This is a genomic window from Niastella sp. (assembly GCF_045805085.1).
Lineage (GTDB): Bacteria > Bacteroidota > Bacteroidia > Chitinophagales > Chitinophagaceae > Niastella.
Genome location: NZ_JBJMLX010000199.1, coordinates 1 through 18571 on the forward strand (window position 1 = coordinate 1; position 18571 = coordinate 18571).

The 18571-nt window shown below is 43.9% G+C and carries 14 protein-coding genes; 10 read left to right on the forward strand and 4 right to left on the reverse strand.

All coding sequences use genetic code 11. The annotated features are described in order from the left end of the window. Positions 1 to 184 precede the first annotated feature (184 nt). The 6 genes from ACJ751_RS10110 to ACJ751_RS10135 all read left to right on the forward strand — a co-directional run bounded on the left by ACJ751_RS10110 (position 185) and on the right by ACJ751_RS10135 (position 6240). Positions 185 to 634: a single-stranded DNA-binding protein gene (locus ACJ751_RS10110; protein ID WP_407745369.1), complete on the forward strand. Its 450-nt coding sequence runs from the start codon at positions 185 to 187 to the stop codon at positions 632 to 634. 172 nt (positions 635 to 806) lie between these two features. Further along, positions 807 to 2159, forward strand: coding sequence for a gliding motility-associated protein GldE (gene gldE / locus ACJ751_RS10115; RefSeq protein ID WP_407745370.1), 1353 nt, complete (start codon positions 807 to 809; stop codon positions 2157 to 2159). An 8-nt stretch (positions 2160 to 2167) separates the two neighbouring features. After that, on the forward strand, positions 2168 to 2761 hold the full coding sequence (locus ACJ751_RS10120; RefSeq protein WP_407745371.1) for a hypothetical protein: 594 nt from the start codon (positions 2168 to 2170) through the stop codon (positions 2759 to 2761). Between the two features lie 93 nt (positions 2762 to 2854). Beyond that, positions 2855 to 3451 carry a DUF3109 family protein gene (locus ACJ751_RS10125; RefSeq protein ID WP_407745372.1) on the forward strand — a complete coding sequence of 199 codons (597 nt, stop codon included), beginning with the start codon at positions 2855 to 2857 and terminating at the stop codon, positions 3449 to 3451. 22 nt (positions 3452 to 3473) lie between these two features. Further along, a complete protein-coding gene (locus tag ACJ751_RS10130; RefSeq protein WP_407745373.1) occupies positions 3474 to 4847 on the forward strand; it encodes a LutB/LldF family L-lactate oxidation iron-sulfur protein in 1374 nt (457 codons plus the stop codon). Positions 4848 to 4914: 67 nt separating this feature from the next. Next, the gene (locus ACJ751_RS10135) at positions 4915 to 6240 is read left to right on the forward strand and encodes a polysaccharide deacetylase family protein (protein WP_407745374.1); all 1326 of its coding nucleotides are present in this window, start codon (positions 4915 to 4917) and stop codon (positions 6238 to 6240) included. Positions 6241 to 6302: 62 nt separating this feature from the next. Here ACJ751_RS10135 and purH read toward each other — a convergent pair whose 3' ends face one another. Together purH and ACJ751_RS10145 are read right to left on the reverse strand one after the other, a co-directional pair. Then, complete coding sequence (gene purH, locus ACJ751_RS10140) at positions 6303 to 7826, reverse strand: bifunctional phosphoribosylaminoimidazolecarboxamide formyltransferase/IMP cyclohydrolase (protein ID WP_407745375.1); 1524 nt, start codon at positions 7824 to 7826, stop codon at positions 6303 to 6305. Positions 7827 to 7919: 93 nt separating this feature from the next. Continuing rightward, the gene (locus ACJ751_RS10145; RefSeq protein WP_407745376.1) at positions 7920 to 10016 is read right to left on the reverse strand and encodes a ComEC/Rec2 family competence protein; all 2097 of its coding nucleotides are present in this window, start codon (positions 10014 to 10016) and stop codon (positions 7920 to 7922) included. Between the two features lie 602 nt (positions 10017 to 10618). Between ACJ751_RS10145 and ACJ751_RS10150 the strand changes: the two genes are divergently transcribed. The 3 genes from ACJ751_RS10150 (at position 10619) to ACJ751_RS10160 (ending at position 13357) form a co-directional block, all read left to right on the forward strand. Further along, positions 10619 to 11086: a hypothetical protein gene (locus ACJ751_RS10150; protein ID WP_407745377.1), complete on the forward strand. Its 468-nt coding sequence runs from the start codon at positions 10619 to 10621 to the stop codon at positions 11084 to 11086. An 801-nt stretch (positions 11087 to 11887) separates the two neighbouring features. Continuing rightward, entirely contained in the window at positions 11888 to 12679 is a 792-nt protein-coding gene (locus tag ACJ751_RS10155) for a sensor histidine kinase (protein WP_407745378.1), read from the forward strand. Between the two features lie 21 nt (positions 12680 to 12700). Continuing rightward, complete coding sequence (locus tag ACJ751_RS10160; RefSeq protein WP_407745379.1) at positions 12701 to 13357, forward strand: response regulator; 657 nt, start codon at positions 12701 to 12703, stop codon at positions 13355 to 13357. A gap of 79 nt (positions 13358 to 13436) precedes the next feature. Here the strand turns inward: ACJ751_RS10160 and carB are convergent, their stop codons facing one another. Then, the gene (gene carB / locus ACJ751_RS10165; RefSeq protein WP_407745380.1) at positions 13437 to 16259 is read right to left on the reverse strand and encodes a carbamoyl-phosphate synthase large subunit; all 2823 of its coding nucleotides are present in this window, start codon (positions 16257 to 16259) and stop codon (positions 13437 to 13439) included. 298 nt (positions 16260 to 16557) lie between these two features. Then, positions 16558 to 16752 (reverse strand): hypothetical protein, encoded by a 195-nt coding sequence (locus tag ACJ751_RS10170; protein WP_407745381.1) that lies wholly within the window; start codon positions 16750 to 16752, stop codon positions 16558 to 16560. Positions 16753 to 17079: 327 nt separating this feature from the next. Between ACJ751_RS10170 and ACJ751_RS10175 the strand changes: the two genes are divergently transcribed. Further along, positions 17080 to 18571, forward strand: a 1492-nt coding sequence (locus ACJ751_RS10175; RefSeq protein WP_407745382.1) for a M23 family metallopeptidase, incomplete at its 3' end; no start/stop codon positions are given.

The following is an 18571-nucleotide window of genomic DNA, read 5'->3' on the forward strand; positions in this document are numbered from 1 at the left end:
CCAACGGGCACTACTATACACCTGTGAATACGCATGGGAAAAACCATACGATTTGTGAAAGTCACTACAGACGGATATCCGGGTCATAATCAGGCTAAAAAATTCTATTTTTTTCTATTAAAAAATTTAACTTTAAAAAGGAATAAAAAGGCGCAGACGATTATTAACATCAAACTCACCATCTATGAGAGGAGTAAACAGGGTAATGCTAATAGGTAATTTAGGAAAGGACCCGGATACACAGCACCTTGAGGGACATATTGCCGTAGCCAAATTTCCTTTGGCCACCACCGAAACATTTAAAGACAGATCGGGCAAGCTCATTTCTCAAACAGAATGGCATACCGTGGTACTTTGGAGAGGATTGGCAGAGCTGGCGCAAAAGTACCTGCACAAAGGCAGCCTGGTATACATCGAGGGCCGACTCCGTACTCGTAGCTGGGAAGATAAGGAAGGGAACAAAAAATTTGCAACCGAAGTTGTAGGTGATAATCTGATCATGCTGGATAAAAGGGCCGATGCCACGCATGGCTCACATGGCACAACCACGCCTCATAGCGACAACGTAGAGGGATTTAACAGTGCCGATATACCACCCATAAGTGATACCCCATCCCAGGATTTGCCATTCTAACCCAACCCATTATTTTTGCAGTTCAAAAATAAAATCAGCAGGGGGCCGATTAAAGGAGTATAAAATTGCTTTTAATCGACCCCTTTCTGATTAACTTTGTTAATTAAGGATTTAACGACTGGGATGTAATTCGACTTGATGAGATCAATTTTATTCATGAAAACCCCAAGTTTTGGATAAGCCTTTGTTGAATTTTGGAGTTGAGTATGTGTTTAAGCTGTTGTGGATGGTGACCAACGTACAGGCTACCACTCTGCTGGCCGCTGCAGTGCTGGTGTTATTACTGCTATCTTTTTTTATTTCCGGCGCTGAAATGGCTTTCTTTTCCCTTACGTACCGGGATATCAATATGCTCAAAACAAAGCAGGACACCGGCTGGAAAAGGATTGCCACCCTGCTGGAAGAACCCAGGGCCCTGCAGGCTTCCCTGATGATCTCCAATACCCTGGTGAACATTGCCATTATCATCCTCCTCAACTTTTTTATTGACCAGGTACTGATCATAAAACCCGGGAATGTGTCTATGTGGGTAGGGTATGGGATAAAACTGGTTATTATTTCTTCCCTCATCATACTTTTTGGCGAAATACTCCCCAAGGTGCGGGCTTCCCAAAATAACCTTCGCTCCGCCTACGAAGCCTCCTTTCTGGTAGAAGTGATCTTTTACATGTTCAAACGGATCTCTACCTGGCTGCTCAGGATCTCTGATGGCCTTGAATCGTTATTAGGCGGCAAAGCTTCCCGGGCCTATACCCACCAGCAACTGGAACAGGCTATTAAAAGCACCATACACGAAGAAGAAGAGCAACGCATACTGGCCGGTATTTATAAATTTCCCAACATTACCGTAAAGCAGATCATGCGTACCCGGCTCGATGTGAATGGAATTGAATACGAAGCCAGCTTTCTGGCTTTAAAAAGAAAAGTGGAAGAACTGCATTATTCCCGCCTGCCGGTTTACCGCAAAAGCCTTGACGATATTGTTGGTATCGTTCACACCAAAGACCTGTTACCGTATTTGAACGAAGCCGATAATTTTGACTGGCATGTTGTTGTTCGGCCCCCATTTTTTGTACACGAACAAAAGCATATTGAAGACCTGCTGAAAGAATTTCAAACCAGGCATGTGCACTTTGCCGTGGTGGTGGATGAGTTTGGCGGAACCAGCGGTATTGTTACCCTGGAAGACATACTCGAAGAGATCATTGGCGACATCAGGGATGAATTTGATGAAGAAGAAACCGGCATCAAGAAAATAGACGAGCACACTTATATTTTCGAAGGCCGCACCATGATACACGATGCCTGCAAAATGATGAACCTGGGTGAGGATACATTCGATCAGGTAAAGGGCGACAGCGATTCCATGGCCGGCTTAATGCTGGAACTGGTGGGTGAGATCCCAAAAGTTAACGACACCGCCTCTGTGGGCGATTTTGATTTTGTAGCGCTCGAAGTTGACCGCAACCGCATTCGGAAAATAAAAGTAACCATCAATATTAAACAGGATAAACAAGTTAGCTAGTAATATTAATGAAAACATCGCTGTTAAAGTACGTTCCCCTTATCGTTTTACTGACCTCGGTAGTAGCCTGCAACAGTACGTACACCCCCAAACGGAAAGGATATTTCAAGATTGAATTTCCCCCACATGAATACAAGGTATTTGAGCAGCCTGGCTACCCTTACACATTTGAATACCCGGTATATGCTTCCATTTTAAAAGACACTACTTTTTTTGAAGATAAACCCGAGAACCCCTACTGGATCAATATCGACTTTCCCCGGTTTCACGGGAAAATTTATATCAGTTATAAAGAGATAGGCAAGAGCGACCTGAACAAACTGGTGAACGACGCTTACAATATGACCTATAAACACAGCAGCCGGGCCACGGAGATCGTTGACTCGGCCATGCATACGCCCAATGGGGTAGGCGGGGTATTTTTTTCAGTGGGCGGCAATGCAGCCACTGCCAAACAATTCTTTGTAACCGACTCAGCAAAGCATTTTTTACGCGGCGCCCTGTACTTCGACGCCAGCCCAAATGAAGATTCGCTGGGCGTGGTTAACAACTTTTTACAGGATGATATGAAGCACCTTATCAATACCTTCAGGTGGAAATAATGGCCCCAAGCCTGTAAAAGACAAATTCCGGTAAAACTTTGCCAGCGCCCACAGCCAGTTTATGTTTAATTTTACGTTTTAAAACCTTTTTAAGTGATAGTAGTAGACAAAGTGTTGATCAGTGATGAAATTGCCGAAGCGCAATTTGTGTGCGACCTTAACAAATGTAAGGGCGGCTGTTGTGAAGAAGGAGATGCCGGCGCACCGCTGGAAGATGAAGAGCTCGACATTATGATCGGCCTGTACGAAAAAATAAAACCCTACCTCACTCCGGCTTCTATTGCCGAAATTGAGCGTAAAGGCAAATATGTTTATCATAGAGAATTTGGCTGGGTAACACCCACCCTGGGTGGCGATAATGAGATCTGCGTGTACGGCACCCGCGACGAAAAAGGCATTATTAAATGTGCTTTTGAGCAGGCTTATAACGATGGTGTTATCAACTGGAAAAAGCCTATCAGCTGTCATTTCTTCCCCATAATTCAAAAAACCGGCAAAAAGGGTGATTACGATCGTATGAACTACGAGCCCCGGCCTACATTATGCAGCCCGGCCTGCTCCTTTGGAAAGAAATTAAAAGTACCGGTGTATAAATTCCTGAAAGAACCCATTGTTCGCAAATACGGCGAAGACTTTTATAATGCCCTGGAAACGGCCGCCACAGAGTTTAAATCTGACAAGCGCAAATAAAACTTAAAACAAAGTACTGAGAATGAGTGAACATTCCTCCTCTTTCATGGCGAAAAGCACCATTAAGGCTGCTGATCTGGAACACAGAAGGAAAATAAACTTTAATATAGGTAAGTATAATGCTGCTGTACCCCTGGGTAAAACGCAGTTTACAGATGTTCACCTCGCACGGGAAAGAGCCAAAAATCTAAAATGGCGGGCCATTGAGAACCTCGATAAAAACCTCGAGCAGTTTGAAGCGCTGTTAACTAAGCGCGGTGGCAAGGTGATTTGGGCGGAAGATGCTAAACAGGCGGTGGAAGAAGTGCTGAAGATCTGCAAGGCGAAGAATTGCAAAACCATCGTGAAGAGTAAAAGTATGGTGACGGAAGAAATTCACCTGAACGATCATCTGGAAGAACAGGGCATTGAAAGTGTTGAAACTGACCTGGGTGAATATATTCAACAGCTGGATGGCGAGCCCCCCTACCATATTGTTACCCCCGCTATGCACAAAAGCCGGGAGGATATCGCGAAATTATTTTCTGAAAAGTTACATGTGGCGCCTAACTTATCGGCCGAGCAACTGACCCTGGTGGCCCGTGATGTGTTGCGGGAGAAGTATGTACAGGCTGAAATAGGTATTACCGGCGCCAACTTTATACTGGCAGATATTGGTGGAGTAGCTATAAGCGAAAATGAGGGAAATGCCCGTTTAAGTAACGCATTCCCCAAAACACACATCGTTATTACCGGTATTGAAAAGGTTATTCCTTCCATGAATGATCTGGCCCTCTTTTGGCCATTGCTGGCAACCTATGGTACCGGGCAGCAGATCACTTCTTATAATACCATTGTATCAGGGCCAAGACAGGCGGGCGAACCCGATGGTCCCGATGAAATGTATGTAATACTCCTCGATAACGGCCGTACGAACATTCTGGCCAATGAGCGCACCCGCGAAAGCTTGTATTGCATACGTTGTGGCGCCTGTTTGAACGCCTGTCCTGTTTATAAGAACATTGGCGGCCATGCGTACGAAAGCACTTACAGCGGACCTATCGGCGCGGTAATTACGCCGCAATTGAAAGGTTTGGAGGAATGGAAGCACTTAAGCTACGCTTCTTCCCTGTGTGGTAACTGTACGGAAGTATGCGCGGTAAAGATCAACCTGCACGAAATATTGCTGGAGAACAGACACGATGCGGTGGAAGAAGGGGATTATAGTTGGGGCGAAAAGGTTGCCTGGAAAGTATGGAAACAAGCCACCCTGCACCGAAACATGTATAATATGGGTAACCAGAAGTTGAAGAACTGGATGGTGAATAAAGTATTTAAAGGCTGGACCACCCACCGGGCCGACCTGAACTTTGCAGGAAAGACCTTTAATGAAATGTGGAAGGAAAAGAATCACTAAACATCCACTTAAAAATATAGCTAAAAAGTCAACTATTACGGTTGACTTTTTTATTTTGCAGCTACTGATGCTACTTCTATACACCCATACCATAACGCCACGGCTGCAATACATTGTTGACTTTATTGGTAAGGAGTTATTTGATGAAGGCATCGCCATTACTACCGATGCCGCTTATTTTAAAGCATCGAAACAACCCCGGTTAAATTATTCGACCCAGGAGTTTTCTGATGACGAGTTCTTTCTGCGCAGCACCCATTTATTGTTTGAAACGGGTATTCAACCGCAGCACTTTGAATGTTTTGAGGTGAATTTTTACAAGGCATTTTTTGAAACCTCAGGCGATTTCCCCTTCGATATATTTGCAGCTTCCTTTTATTTGCTTAGCCGCTACGAAGAGTACCTGCCCCATGCCATAGATGAATATGGCCGTTATGCCCACATCAACTCCCTGGCATATCGCGAACATTTTTTAACACAGCCCCTGATTAATTACTGGCTGCAATCGTTTAAAAAAGATTTGGAGAACAAATTTCCTGAGTTGATTTTTAAACAGGCGCAGTTTAAATGTTTATTGACGTACGACGTTGATATGGCCTGGTCGTACCTGCATAAAGGTTGGATGCGAACGTTGGGCGGTTTTTATAATTCAATTCGAAAAAGGGAGTGGGCACGCGTAAAAGACAGGTGGCTGGTGTTGCGCGGTAAACGGAAAGATCCCTTTGATTGTTTTGAGTGGCTGGATGCCTGGCATTTATACTGTCGCCTGAAGCCACATTTCTTTTTCCTGGCAGCTAAAAAAGCCGGTCGTTACGATAAAAATAATTCCTGCAATAAAAAGCCATTCCGTGACCTGGTTACCTATTATGCCAATACCTGGCATTTAGGTGTGCATCCATCCTGGCAAAGTGGTGATGATGCGGCCTTGCTAAAAGAAGAAGTGGAATGGCTGGAAGTGGTAGGCGATAAAAAGATAACGCACAGCCGGCAACATTATATTCGTGTTTCCATGCCTGTAACCTACCGCCGGTTAATAGAAGCAGGCATTGAGAAAGATTTCTCCATGGGCTATCCCACCATCAACGGATTCAGGGCCTCCGTATGTTCGCCTTTTTATTGGTACGATCTGCAAAAGGAGCAGGCAACTTCGCTGATGATCTATCCGTTTTGTTTTATGGATGCCAATTCGTTATTTGAACAAAAGCAAAACCCGCAGCAAACGTACAACGAGCTGATACAGTATTATGAGCGGGTAAAAGGTTGTAAGGGCGTTTTTATCCCCATCTGGCACAACTTCATTTTAGGTACTGATCCCGCATACGAAGGCTGGCGCAAGATGTTTGAGCTGTTTATGAAAGAAACCGTGTATTGGGATGCGTATACTGATGAATAGATATAATAACAAAGTCCTGGCGATACCGCCAGGACTTTGTTATTATATTGTAATCGTAACAATTAGTGTTTAAAGTGGCGCATACCGGTCATAACCATAGCTAACTGATGTTGCTGGCAGTATTCTATAGAATCCTTGTCGCGAACAGAACCACCTGGTTGAATAAAGGCGGTGATCCCTGCTGCATGACCTAACTGCACACAATCATTGAAGGGGAAGAACGCATCACTGGCCAGTACGGCTCCATTCAGGTCAAATTCAAACTGACGGGCTTTCTCCAATGCATGACGCAAGGCATCAACACGGCTGGTTTGTCCGCAGCCTTTACCAATCAGTTGTTTATTTTTAATCAGTGCAATGGCGTTTGACTTCAGGTGTTTGCAAACGATGTTGGCAAATTCCATATCACTTTTCTCTGCTGCATTGCTTTCACGGCCACCAACTTCTTTCCACTCCAGGTAATTTCCCTTATCCTCGCCCTGCGCCAACACACCATTTAATACTGATTTGTATTGATTGGGACGGCTGGCAGTAGATTTCTGTTGTAACAGGATGCGATTCTTTTTTGATTTTAACACCGCGAGGGCATCCTCATTAAATGAAGGAGCGATCAATACTTCAAAGAAGATTTCATTGATAGCATCGGCAGTGGCCTTGTCAATGGGTTTGTTACAAACCAAAACACCGCCAAAGGCGCTTTCGGTGTCGCCGGCCAGGGCTGAATCCCAGGCAGCTTTAACTGTATCTCTTGAAGCGATACCGCAAACGTTGGTGTGTTTAATGATCGCGAACACGGCACCGGTTTCACCAGCACCGAAATCATTGATCAGTTGCACCGCAGCCTCAACATCAACCAGGTTATTATAAGAAAGTTCTTTGCCATTCAGCTGATCGAACAATTGATTCAGATCGCCATAGAACACACCGGTTTGGTGCGGGTTTTCGCCATAACGCATGGTTTTGGGACTGGGAATTGATTCCAGGAAATACAGATCGCCTTCCGGATTAAAATATTTTGCAATAGCCATATCGTAATGGGCTACAATTTGAAATGCTTTGGAAGCAAAAGCCCGGCGTTGGTCCAGGGTAGTAGTACCGCTTTGTTCAGTCAGCATATCGGCCAGCACCTGGTAATCAGATTTTGCCGCTAAAACCGTCACATGGCTGAAGTTTTTGGCTGCGCCGCGGATCATGGAAGGCCCACCGATATCAATTTTTTCGATGATCAGCTTTTCTTCAGAAGTGCTGGCAACAGTTTCCTCAAAAGGATACAGGTCAACAATAACCAGGTCGATTTCCGGAATGTTATATTGCTTCATTTCCTGAATATCCGATTCCAGCTCCCTGCGACCCAGAATACCCCCAAAAACCGAAGGATGCAGAGTTTTTACCCGCCCACCTAATATAGAAGGGTAGGTAGTTAAATTCTCGACTGGTACCACCGGAATGCCCAATTTTTCTATAAATGATTGAGTACCACCAGTTGAGTAGATGGTAATGCCTTGCTCGTGCAGCACCTTCACAAGCGGTTCAAGACCATCTTTATAAAAAACGGAAATTAATGCAGACTGTATCTTTTTGGTCATATACGTATTTTATTCGGAAGTAGTGAAAGGGACATTGGGGATTACCAACCATCAATGGCTTATCAATAGTTGATTTAAGGGCGCAAAGGTAAGTTAATACAGGTTGAAAACAAAAGCACCCTTGTCGGCCACCGAAAAGGCGGCAAGCCCCAGTTGGGCGCATTCCTGTTGCCATTTGGCCACTTTCCAGGCCGGATTGGATGCGTCAAAGACGAACTGGCGGCACTGAAATGCACCCGTTAATTGCGCAATCTGAATGGGCGGATTATTGGAAAGTATAATAATATCAATCGGGGTCTTTGGGTAAAATGTTGTGAGGTCCAATGAAGTATCAAAAAGTAGAAAGGAGGTGTTCCCGACCCGGAAAAAGTTCTTTTCAACCAGTATATTCCCGGGGTTAAATGTGTTGATTACGCGGTGTAGTAACCGACATGGTTGCAGGTGAAATTTTTGCAATAGGTCATCATGTTGTAACAAACTATCCCCCTTGAAAAAGTATTTTGTACCTACCATAACGTCAATGGCGCTATGCCGGGGAATGTTATAAACAATCAATTTTTTCTGTTGTCCCGTATTCCAGATTTCAACTGCCCGGAATATTATAAAGAACAAAAGCGCCATAAGCGACAATACAGCCCCCTTGCGTTTATTATTCAATAACCACCAGGCCATAGTGCTGATAAATACGTACAGGCAAACCAGTTGCGCCTCATTTATTTGCAGGTTGCCCATGGTGGCATAGGGCAGGTTGCCTACCTGTTCAATAAATGTATTCAGCCAATAGATAGTATGATGCAACAGATAGCCTACCCATGATGCTATAAAAGGAAACATTCCCACTGCACAAAGTATTATTTCTCCAATAATGATCAGGCTCGATAAGGGAACAGCCAGCAAATTGGCAATGAGAAATAAATTAGGGAACTGATGAAAGAGGTAAATAGAAACCGGTACCGTAAGTATTTGTGCGGCCAGTGTAACGCTTATCGACTTCCATAAAAGGTCCAACAACTTATTCGATACAAACAAGAGGTTATAAATGGGTTTGTAAAATATGGCGAGGCTCAGCACCGCAGCGTATGACAATTGAAAACCCGCATCCCAAAGCCAGAATGGATCATAACAAAGCAATAGAAAGGCAGAGGCCGCGAGGCTGTTATAAATAGATGTTTTTCTGTTTAGGTGCGCCCCTATAACCACGCAGGTGAACATAACTGCCGAACGCAGCACGGAGGGTGAGCCGCCCGCAACAAAACTGAATAACCAAAGGCCTGCAATAATGAGGATGGGTTGTACCAGTTTACCTCCTTTACGTTGTGCCAGTGGTTTGCATAAGAGCGTTAACAGCCAGTATATTAATCCAAGGTGTAAGCCCGAAATGGCAATGATATGCACTACCCCTGTATTAGAATAGGATTGTACCAGGCGTTGGTCAAGATCTTCTTTATAACCTATAAGCATGGCCTCAGCAAGTCCGGCTTCTTTTTCGCCGGGGATGTATCTTTTAAGGAGCAAAACAATTTTGGCTCTTGTGGAAAAAAGAAATTTCCGAAACAGATTTTCATTTTCTATTTTGAGGGGTACATACTCGCCCTGCTTAAGGTTCACCTGGTGCGAAATGCCTTGAAAAGCGCAATACCGCTTATAGTCGAAGCAGCCCGGGTTACCAGTATTTTTTACCGGTTGCAATGCTTTATAGAGTAATAATTGTTTGCCATAGTGAAGATGTTGGCTGGTACTGTCTTTTTGAAAGTAGAGAAGGATCTTCCCGCTGGCTTTGTTAATAAAATGGTCAAACAAAACTGCCTGAACGGATGCAATGGTTTTATAGGATTGTGTTTTTTCAGTCAGTGGTTCTTCAATGGTTACCAGAATAACCTTTCCTGCTGTATTCTGCCTGGTAATACTCGTTTTTTGATGTTGGATATCACCATAAAATAGAACTAAACCTCCTGTGGCAAATAGTGTTGCGTGCAAGCATACGCCATTAAGCCATTGGGTATGGTATTGGCGTGAAAGGGGCTGAGCATAAAGAAGCCAGAGCGCAACAGTGCTGAAGGCGAAAAGAAGCCACATAAAAAGAATAGGGGAGGGCCAATACCACTGATTAGCTATGCCAGCGATAAGCGGAATTATTAGCCGGATAAAAGGGGATTCTTTCCAAATGGGCCAGACAGGCAAATGAGACATATTACTAAGTGAAATTACATCAGATCAGCAATAGGAAATTACAATGGAATCTGTGAATGACGGGAATGGTGAGAGGGAGGATTTAAAAACAAACTACCTACTTTATCAAAAAAGGACAAGGCTAATGGTAAAAAGATAAAGCAGGTAGTTTGAAAAAGGAAAATTCTGTTTTCAGAATAAAATTTCCTCAAGAGGATTTGTGGATAACAAAAGCCTTGAGGAAATCTGTCGGCATGTTTTCACAGGACCATTGGATTTATAAAACGGGATGATAGCAACTCTCCATGTCTAATTTCAGACAAAAACCGGATACATGCCAGAAAAGCGCGATTTATTAACTACGGTATTTTGTACGGGGAATTAGCGGGCTGAATACCCCCGTAAATAGACGGGGGTAAGCGATGTTTTTTAAACGGTTAATTCTTCCTCATTTCACGGTATTTGCACCGTCTTTTTCACGTGACTCGTTGAACTCCTTCACGTTATGAATAATAGTAATTTGTAATTAGTTGTCTAACATTTAGTTGTAGCCGAAGTTTGCTGTGCCCCCGCCCCTACTTTTACATCGACAACACAATCACACTAAACAAAACTTACAAGCTATGACTACAATTGAAAAAAATTCCTTAGCGGTAGGAAGATACGTAAACACGAACCACGTAGATACCCTCATTCGTACTTATAAACAAGAAAGGTGGCAACAGAATTCTGAGCGCATGGGTGAAGAGGATACGCTGAGCCTTTTCTATACAATTGAAGAATTAGAAGAATTTTTGCAACGTTCAAAGGCAGCCGGTGCCAATGCTATCAGCATTCACTTTGGCGTATACCCTGAAAACTTTGCTGAAAGATCAGGATATGCCGGTAAACAAACTACCGTGTTTGTAGCAACAGATCGCCAGGAAACAGAAAATGGCTTTGCTCACAAGAACGTTTACCAGCAAACAAGCAATGGCAAGCAGTTGCTGGCTTACAATATGGGTGGATATCCTCCCGGAGGCGTTGAAACTGATTATGATGGTTTGGGTATTACCATCGTAGATAAGGGTGATGGCATGATCGTGATATAAGAAATTATCAGGACGTATTATATTTTGAAGATCCGCACCGGTTTAGCCGGTGCGGATTTTTTTTTAATGCTGAATTTTCTACATTAGTGCCTGATGAGCTTAATTTTTCTAATTATTGAAGTGATTTGCTTTTTAGCGTCTCTGGCCTTGTTTTTTCAGGCTTCTCTACCCAGATACCTGAAAGCATTTCCCTTTTTTCTGTTATTGACCATTATTATTGAGATCGCCGGGATTCTACTTGTAAAGAAGAAAGTTGATTCGACCCCGATGTATATCGTATTTACCACATTTGAATTTATTTTTTATCTCTACATTTTAAGGAGTATCATCTATAATGTAAAAGTCAAAAAGGTCATTTTGTGGTTAATGGCTATTTATCCGGTACTGGTATTAATTAACAGGACTTTTTTTCAAACAAATACATTCCATACGAATACTTACTCTTTAGGTTGTTTATTGATTGTGGGCGCCTGTATTTTTTATTTTTATGAAATATTTCAAACTACCCATTCGGTGAACCTGATGAAGGAGCCGGCATTCTGGATATGTTCGGGACTGTTATTCTTTTACACCTGTTCTTTCCCATTGGTGGGTTTATGGAACCATTTGCATGGATTGCCCCGTATCATTTTATTGAACCTGAACGCCGTTCTGCAGTTCCTGAATATTTTATTATATTCTTTGTTTTCCATTGCTTTCCTGTGCCGTATACGGTTCCGGAGAATTCGTAGGGTATTATAGATTTTTAGGATGGTATAGGATTGAACTTTGTACTAAATTGCTTGCCGCAATGGTTTTAATATGAGTTCGGATATATACATAGTAATAATAATGGGCGCTATACTGGCAGTATTGCTGGTGGGCTTTATTGTTACCATCCTTTTTCTGTACCAGCGCAGACAACACCGGCAGGAGTCGGAGATAATTCGCATGAAAGAAGAGTATGAACGGGAAACGTTGAAATCGCAACTGGAAATACAGGAAGAAACCTTTAAGAATATTGGTCAGGAGTTGCACGACAATATTGGCCAGATGTTATCCGTGGTAAAACTTTCCCTGGCAGTATTGCCTTTGAGCAAAGATCATGAGGCGTATGAGTCAATACAGGGCACCCGCCAGGCGCTGAATAAAGCTATGATTGACCTGGCTAACCTTACCAAGAGCCTGCATACCGATCGTATAGCTCAGATAGGATTGGCAGAGTCTATCCATTTTGAACTGGAAAATATAAACCGCACGGGTTTGCTGGATATTGAATTCTCAAATTCCGGTATTGAACAAAGCTTCGACGATCAGAAAGGGATCGTGTTATTCAGAATATTCCAGGAAAACCTCAACAATATCTTAAAACACTCAAAGGCCCAAAAAATACAGGTGAACCTAACCTATCTCGATGACAAATTCATAATGAAAATAATAGATGACGGGGTGGGTTTCAATGTGGCAGAAAAGAAAAATTCTACTTCCTCTGCTGCTGGTGTTGGATTAAAGAGTATTTTCAACCGGGCAAAACTTATTGGTGCTGATATAGACATGCAAAGTGAACCTGGAAAAGGCACTATAGTTACCATTCAATTGCCCTTACCCCATTAAAAAAGTGAATGCGCGAGAATAATGACTGTTAACAAAAACATACATGTAGCTGTTGCCGATGACCACACTTTGTTGCGAAATGCACTGGCGCGGTTGATAAATTCATTCGAGAATTATAAAGTGTTGTTTGAAGCAAGTAATGGACAGGATGTTAAGGATAAACTTAAAAACCACAATATACCCGACATTATTTTACTTGATGTAAATATGCCGGATATAGACGGGTATGAAACGGCCAAATGGATATACAAGAACTTTCCGCAGGTAAAGATCCTGGCCCTATCCATGTTCAGCGACGAAAATATTATTATTCGCATGCTGCGCCTGGGCGCCAAGGGATACATTATGAAGAATGCCGAGCCGGAAGAGTTAAAACTCGCTTTGGATTCGGTGCTGCTTAAAGACTTCTACCTTTCTGAACTTATATCCGGGAAGATCATTAGCGGGTTGCATAAAGACATGGATAAACCGCAGGAGACCATTCACCTCACCGAAAAGGAGAAAGAGTTCCTGAAATGGGTTTGCACCGAATTAACCTATAAAGACATTGCCGGCAAAATGTTTGTTAGCCCCCGTACGGTGGATGACTATCGTAACTCTCTATTTGAAAAACTGGGCGTTAAAACCCGTGTGGGACTGGTTATCTACGCCATCAAGCATAATATGGTGGAAATATAAATTATTCTTTAACTTATTATAGCAACAAAAAAGCTCTCCTGATGAATCGGGAGAGCTTTTTTTATAGCGTTACAATGAACTATTTACTCAGGTACATACTTCTGTCTTTGTACAACTGGCGGAAGTATGGATCGCGCAGGTCTTTGATAAAGCGGATGGCTTCACCAGTGCTTTTCATTTCAGGTCCCAGCTCTTTGCTAACGCCAGGGAATTTTTCAAAGCTGAACACCGGCTCTTTGATCGCATAGCCCTTCAGGCGTTTTACGAATTTAAAGTCGCGCAGTTTATTGGCGCCTAACATAACCTTGGTAGCTACATTCAGGTAGGGGATCTGGTAGGCTTTGGCAATAAACGGTGTTGTGCGTGATGCGCGTGGATTGGCTTCAATCACATGCACTTTACCATCTTTGATGGCAAACTGAATGTTGATAAGTCCTTTGATATTTAATTTGAACGCGATCTTGCGGGCGTATTCTTCCATAGTTTCCACAACCAGCGGGCTCAGGTTGAACTGAGGTAACACCGCATTGCTATCGCCGCTATGGATACCAGCAGGCTCAATGTGTTCCATTACACCCATTATGTGAACGCTTTCACCATCGCAAATGGCGTCGATTTCGGCTTCCTGACAACGATCGAGGAAGTGGTCGATGAGGATCTTGTTGCCGGGGATATGTTTCAGCAGGCTTACTACTGCTTTTTCAACTTCTTCGTCGTTGATTACGATACGCATGCGCTGACCACCTAATACATAGCTGGGACGAACCAGTACAGGGTAACCTACTTTATTGGCTACTGCAACTGCTTCATCAACTGTAAAGGCTGTTCCGTAATTAGGATAGGGAATGCCCAGTTCCTTCAGCATATCGCTAAAGCGACCGCGGTCTTCTGCGATGTCCATGTTATCGAACGAAGTACCGATGATCTTAACGCCTTTCTTGGTTAAGCGCTCGGCCAGCTTCAGGGCTGTTTGTCCGCCCAACTGAACAATAACACCTTCTGGTTTTTCATGCTCGATCAGTTCCCACAGGTGCTCCCAGAATACGGGTTCAAAGTACAGTTTATCGGCCATGTCGAAGTCCGTAGACACCGTTTCGGGGTTACAGTTCATCATAATGGCTTCGTAACCGCACTCTTTCAGCGCCAGCAAACCATGCACACAGCAGTAGTCGAACTCAATACCCTGACCAATGCGGTTGGGGCCTGAACCGAGCACGATCACTTTTTTGCGGTCGCTGACTTTGCTTTCAGAAATGTTACCCGACTCGAAAGTAGAGTAGAAGTAAGGTGTTTTGGCTTCAAACTCGGCGCTGCAGGTATCAACCATTTTGTAAACGCGGGTAATGCCTGCTGCTTTCCGTTTTGCGTATATTTCTTCATCGGTGCCATCCTGCATTATTTTGCAGATCTGTTCATCGCTAAAGCCCATGAATTTGGCTTCTTTCAGCAGTTCAACAGGCAGGGTGGCTGTTTTGTATTTTTCTATCTCTTTTTCCAGATCAACGATCTTTTTGATCTCATTGATAAACCAGCGGTCGATGAGAGTGGCTTTGGCAATGGTTCCAACCGAAACACTAGCCATCAGGGCATCTTTAATGCGGAAGATGCGGTCCCATTTCGGGGTCTTGATGTATTCGATCAGTTCTTCAGCGTGCATCTGGCTTTTTCCGTAGTAGCCCAGTCCAACCGCGTTGTTCTCGAGGCTCTGACAGGCTTTTTGAATGGCTTCAGTAAAGCTTCTGCCGATTGACATTACCTCACCTACACTTTTCATTTGCAGACCAAGGGTATCGTTGGCGCCTTTGAATTTGTCGAAGTTCCAGCGGGGCATTTTCACGATCACGTAATCCAGTGCAGGCTCAAAGTACGCTGAAGTGGTTTGGGTGATCTGGTTCTTTAATTCATCGAGGTTATAGCCAATAGCGAGTTTAGCGGCTATTTTGGCAATAGGGTAACCCGTGGCTTTGGAGGCCAGGGCCGACGACCGGCTTACGCGCGGATTTATTTCAACGGAGATCAGTTCTTCTGTTGCGGGATTCAATGCAAACTGCACGTTACAACCTCCGGCGAAATTTCCAAGGCTGCGCATCATGAGGATGGCCTTGTTACGCATGTCCTGAAAAGCTGTATCGCTTAAGGTCATGGCCGGGGCTACGGTGATGGAGTCGCCGGTGTGTACACCCATTGGGTCGAGGTTCTCGACGGTGCAAATGATGGCTACGTTATCATTCATGTCGCGCAACAGTTCCAGCTCGTATTCTTTCCAACCCAGTACGGCTTTTTCAACCAGTACTTCATGTATGGGAGAAGCTTTCAACCCTCTGTCAAGGGCAGCTTCCAGCTCAGTTTTGTCGTGAACGAATCCGCCACCGGTTCCACCCAGGGTGAATGAGGGGCGAATTACGAGGGGGAATCCAATTTCCTGGGCAAATTCCTTTCCTTCGAGCAGGGAGTTGGCTACTCTTGAGGGAGCAACCGCAACGCCTATCTTCAACATCAGCTGGCGGAATTTTTCCCGGTCTTCAGCTGTGTCGATGGCGGCAATATCAACGCCGATCAATCGAACGTTGTATTTTTCCCACACACCTAATTCTGCTGCCTCTTTAGCCAGGTTTAAGGCTGTTTGTCCGCCCATGGTCGGTAGCACCGCATCAATCTGGTTTTCTTCCAGAATTTGCTCAATGCTTTCTACCGTCAGTGGCAACAGGTAAACCTTATCGGCCATCATAGGATCGGTCATGATGGTAGCTGGATTACTGTTGATTAGAATTACTTTAATTCCTTCTTCCCTGATACTACGGGCTGCCTGTGAACCGGAATAATCAAATTCACAAGCCTGGCCGATAACAATGGGACCTGAACCGATAATTAGTACTGACTTGATAGAAGTGTCTTTTGGCATTTTGAGTAAAGAGCGATTTTTTTTATTTAAACCTTGGTTGAACCTTTATCTGGCGCCTTTCCTGCACAATTTTGTGGCCATATTGGCGGGATAAATTGCGCAAAAGTAAGGCAGCGAGGGGAATTTTGCTGATTAATTTTTGTCAGTACGAGGATTGGTGAGATGTATAGGATAAAAGGGACAAATGGGAAAGAAGATATTCCACTGGAAAAGAGGATATTCCACGGTTCGAGCTCCAATAAAAAAGCCTTTACCATCCGGCAAAGGCTTTGAATTGCTGGCTGAAATTTATTTTTAATCAGTTGTTGTGAAAAGCGGCCAATTCAATGTCATCAAGTGCAACACCTCCACCCCGTACCAGTTTTTTCTCTTCGGCCATTTGACGTTTTTCGTCAAAACGGCTTCTGATACGGAATACCCATTTTTGTTTAGCTTCATTTCCACGAAAGATACCTACTATCGTTCCAACCGACAGCGCCAATACTAGTATCATCCTATTCCTTAGCGTTTTCATAAACCGAGTTTGTAAAAATTTTCTGACTATACTGTTATTATTTTAAGACAACTTATATACGCCAAATGCTGTTCCAATGTTTATAAAAATCATACCACTATGTGGGTATTTTTTAAAATTAACAGTTGATAACCCTTAGCAGATCCATTTTTATTTTATTCTGATTTAACTGTGCAGGTAACCCGCCTTAATGTTTATTTAACAATGAATTTTTGTTCACGTTTCCAAGTTGACCCATCTCAATTTTTATATAACATTTCATCGGTTATTTCCAACCACTTAGCTTTGCAGCCATATTAATCACCCATGAGAATACTCACACTATTTTTATTATTGAACAGTTCTGCGCTGGTTGCCCAGATTTTTCCGCCTGCCAGTTACCCGCAGGGTTATTTCCGCGATCCGCTTGAAATACCCATTCGCCTTGCCGGAAATTTTGGCGAATTACGGCCCAATCACTATCACATGGGCCTCGACATAAAAACGAACGCTCGTGAAAACCTGCCCGTATATGCGGCGGCAGATGGCTACATCAGCCGCATCAAAATAGAACCCTATGGTTTTGGCAGGGCTATTTATATCACGCACCCAAATGGATTTACTACGGTATATGCCCATTTGAATGCATTTAATCCTACACTGGAAAAATGGGTAAAAGACCAGCAGTACGCACAACAATCGTGGAAGGTTTTTCTCGAATTAACGCCCGATCTTTTCCCGGTGAAAAAAGGCGATTTCCTGGCCAATAGTGGTAATACAGGTGGCTCCCAGGCGCCGCACCTGCATTTTGAGGTCAGGCGTACAGACGCCGACGTGAATGTGAATCCCTTTTTATTCGGATTTCAGATCGCAGATAACGTTCCGCCCCGGTTACAACGGCTGGCGATATACGACAGAACCCGGAGCGTGTATGAACAATCGCCCCGTCTTTTCCCCGTAAAAGCCTATTCCGGTTCAACCTATATAACCACGCCGTCGGTTATCACCGTTTCTTCCCCCCTTATAAGTTTTGGGATCGGTGCTTATGATACCCAAACCGGTTCTACTAACCACAATGGTATCTTTGAATCTACTCTTACGGTTGATGAACAGCCGGTGGTTGCTTTTAGAATGGATAATATCAGTTACAACGATACCCGCGACCTGAATGCGCATATTGATTATAAGACCAAAGCCCAGGGCGGACCTTTTTTACAACATTTGTCTGAACTGCCGGGATATACGAACGCTATTTACAAACGTAAGAGCGGTAATGGCGCAATTGACGTAAGCGACGGGGCTGTACACACGGTTTCGATCCTGGTAAAAGACGCCAGCGGAAACAGCAGTACGCTTGCATGTAAAGTTCGGTTCATAAAGGGTAGCCAGGAACCGGCACCGGCTGGCAAACAGTTCTACCCCATGATGATGGATGGCCTGGAAAACCCCGATTGTGAATTTTACCTTGGCGAGCGTTGTTTATACGATTCGGTGCACATCCGGTATAATAAATCGGCGAATTCAAATGACCAGGTGGTGTCAGCGATACATACAATTGGGGCAGCGTATATCCCCATCCGGGATTCCATGCTTGTTCGCATCCAACCGTTGCGAACGTTGACCGATGCAGAAAAATCCCGCACGGTGATGCAATGGTTTGCAGGCACTAAAAATGAAGTACAAAAAGTGCAATGGCAGGGAAACTGGGCTTCTACCCGGTTCCGCGATCTGGGAGGTTTTCAGCTGGTGCTTGATATTGAGCCCCCGGTAATAGCACCTATTGGCTTTGTGAGCGGAGCTGACTTAAGCAAGGCCACCC

What these genes read in the sequence shown, in the direction of transcription:
- ACJ751_RS10110 (WP_407745369.1), top strand. Translation starts at nt 185, where the DNA reads ATGAGAGGAGTAAACAGGGTAATGCTAATAGGTAATTTAGGAAAGGAC.
- ACJ751_RS10120 (WP_407745371.1), top strand. Translation starts at nt 2,168, where the DNA reads ATGAAAACATCGCTGTTAAAGTACGTTCCCCTTATCGTTTTACTGACC.
- ACJ751_RS10130 (WP_407745373.1), top strand. Translation starts at nt 3,474, where the DNA reads ATGAGTGAACATTCCTCCTCTTTCATGGCGAAAAGCACCATTAAGGCT.
- ACJ751_RS10135 (WP_407745374.1), top strand. Translation starts at nt 4,915, where the DNA reads ATGCTACTTCTATACACCCATACCATAACGCCACGGCTGCAATACATT.
- purH (WP_407745375.1), bottom strand. Translation starts at nt 7,826, where the DNA reads ATGACCAAAAAGATACAGTCTGCATTAATTTCCGTTTTTTATAAAGAT.
- ACJ751_RS10145 (WP_407745376.1), bottom strand. Translation starts at nt 10,016, where the DNA reads ATGTCTCATTTGCCTGTCTGGCCCATTTGGAAAGAATCCCCTTTTATC.
- ACJ751_RS10150 (WP_407745377.1), top strand. Translation starts at nt 10,619, where the DNA reads ATGACTACAATTGAAAAAAATTCCTTAGCGGTAGGAAGATACGTAAAC.
- ACJ751_RS10155 (WP_407745378.1), top strand. Translation starts at nt 11,888, where the DNA reads ATGAGTTCGGATATATACATAGTAATAATAATGGGCGCTATACTGGCA.
- ACJ751_RS10160 (WP_407745379.1), top strand. Translation starts at nt 12,701, where the DNA reads ATGACTGTTAACAAAAACATACATGTAGCTGTTGCCGATGACCACACT.
- carB (WP_407745380.1), bottom strand. Translation starts at nt 16,259, where the DNA reads ATGCCAAAAGACACTTCTATCAAGTCAGTACTAATTATCGGTTCAGGT.
- ACJ751_RS10170 (WP_407745381.1), bottom strand. Translation starts at nt 16,752, where the DNA reads ATGATACTAGTATTGGCGCTGTCGGTTGGAACGATAGTAGGTATCTTT.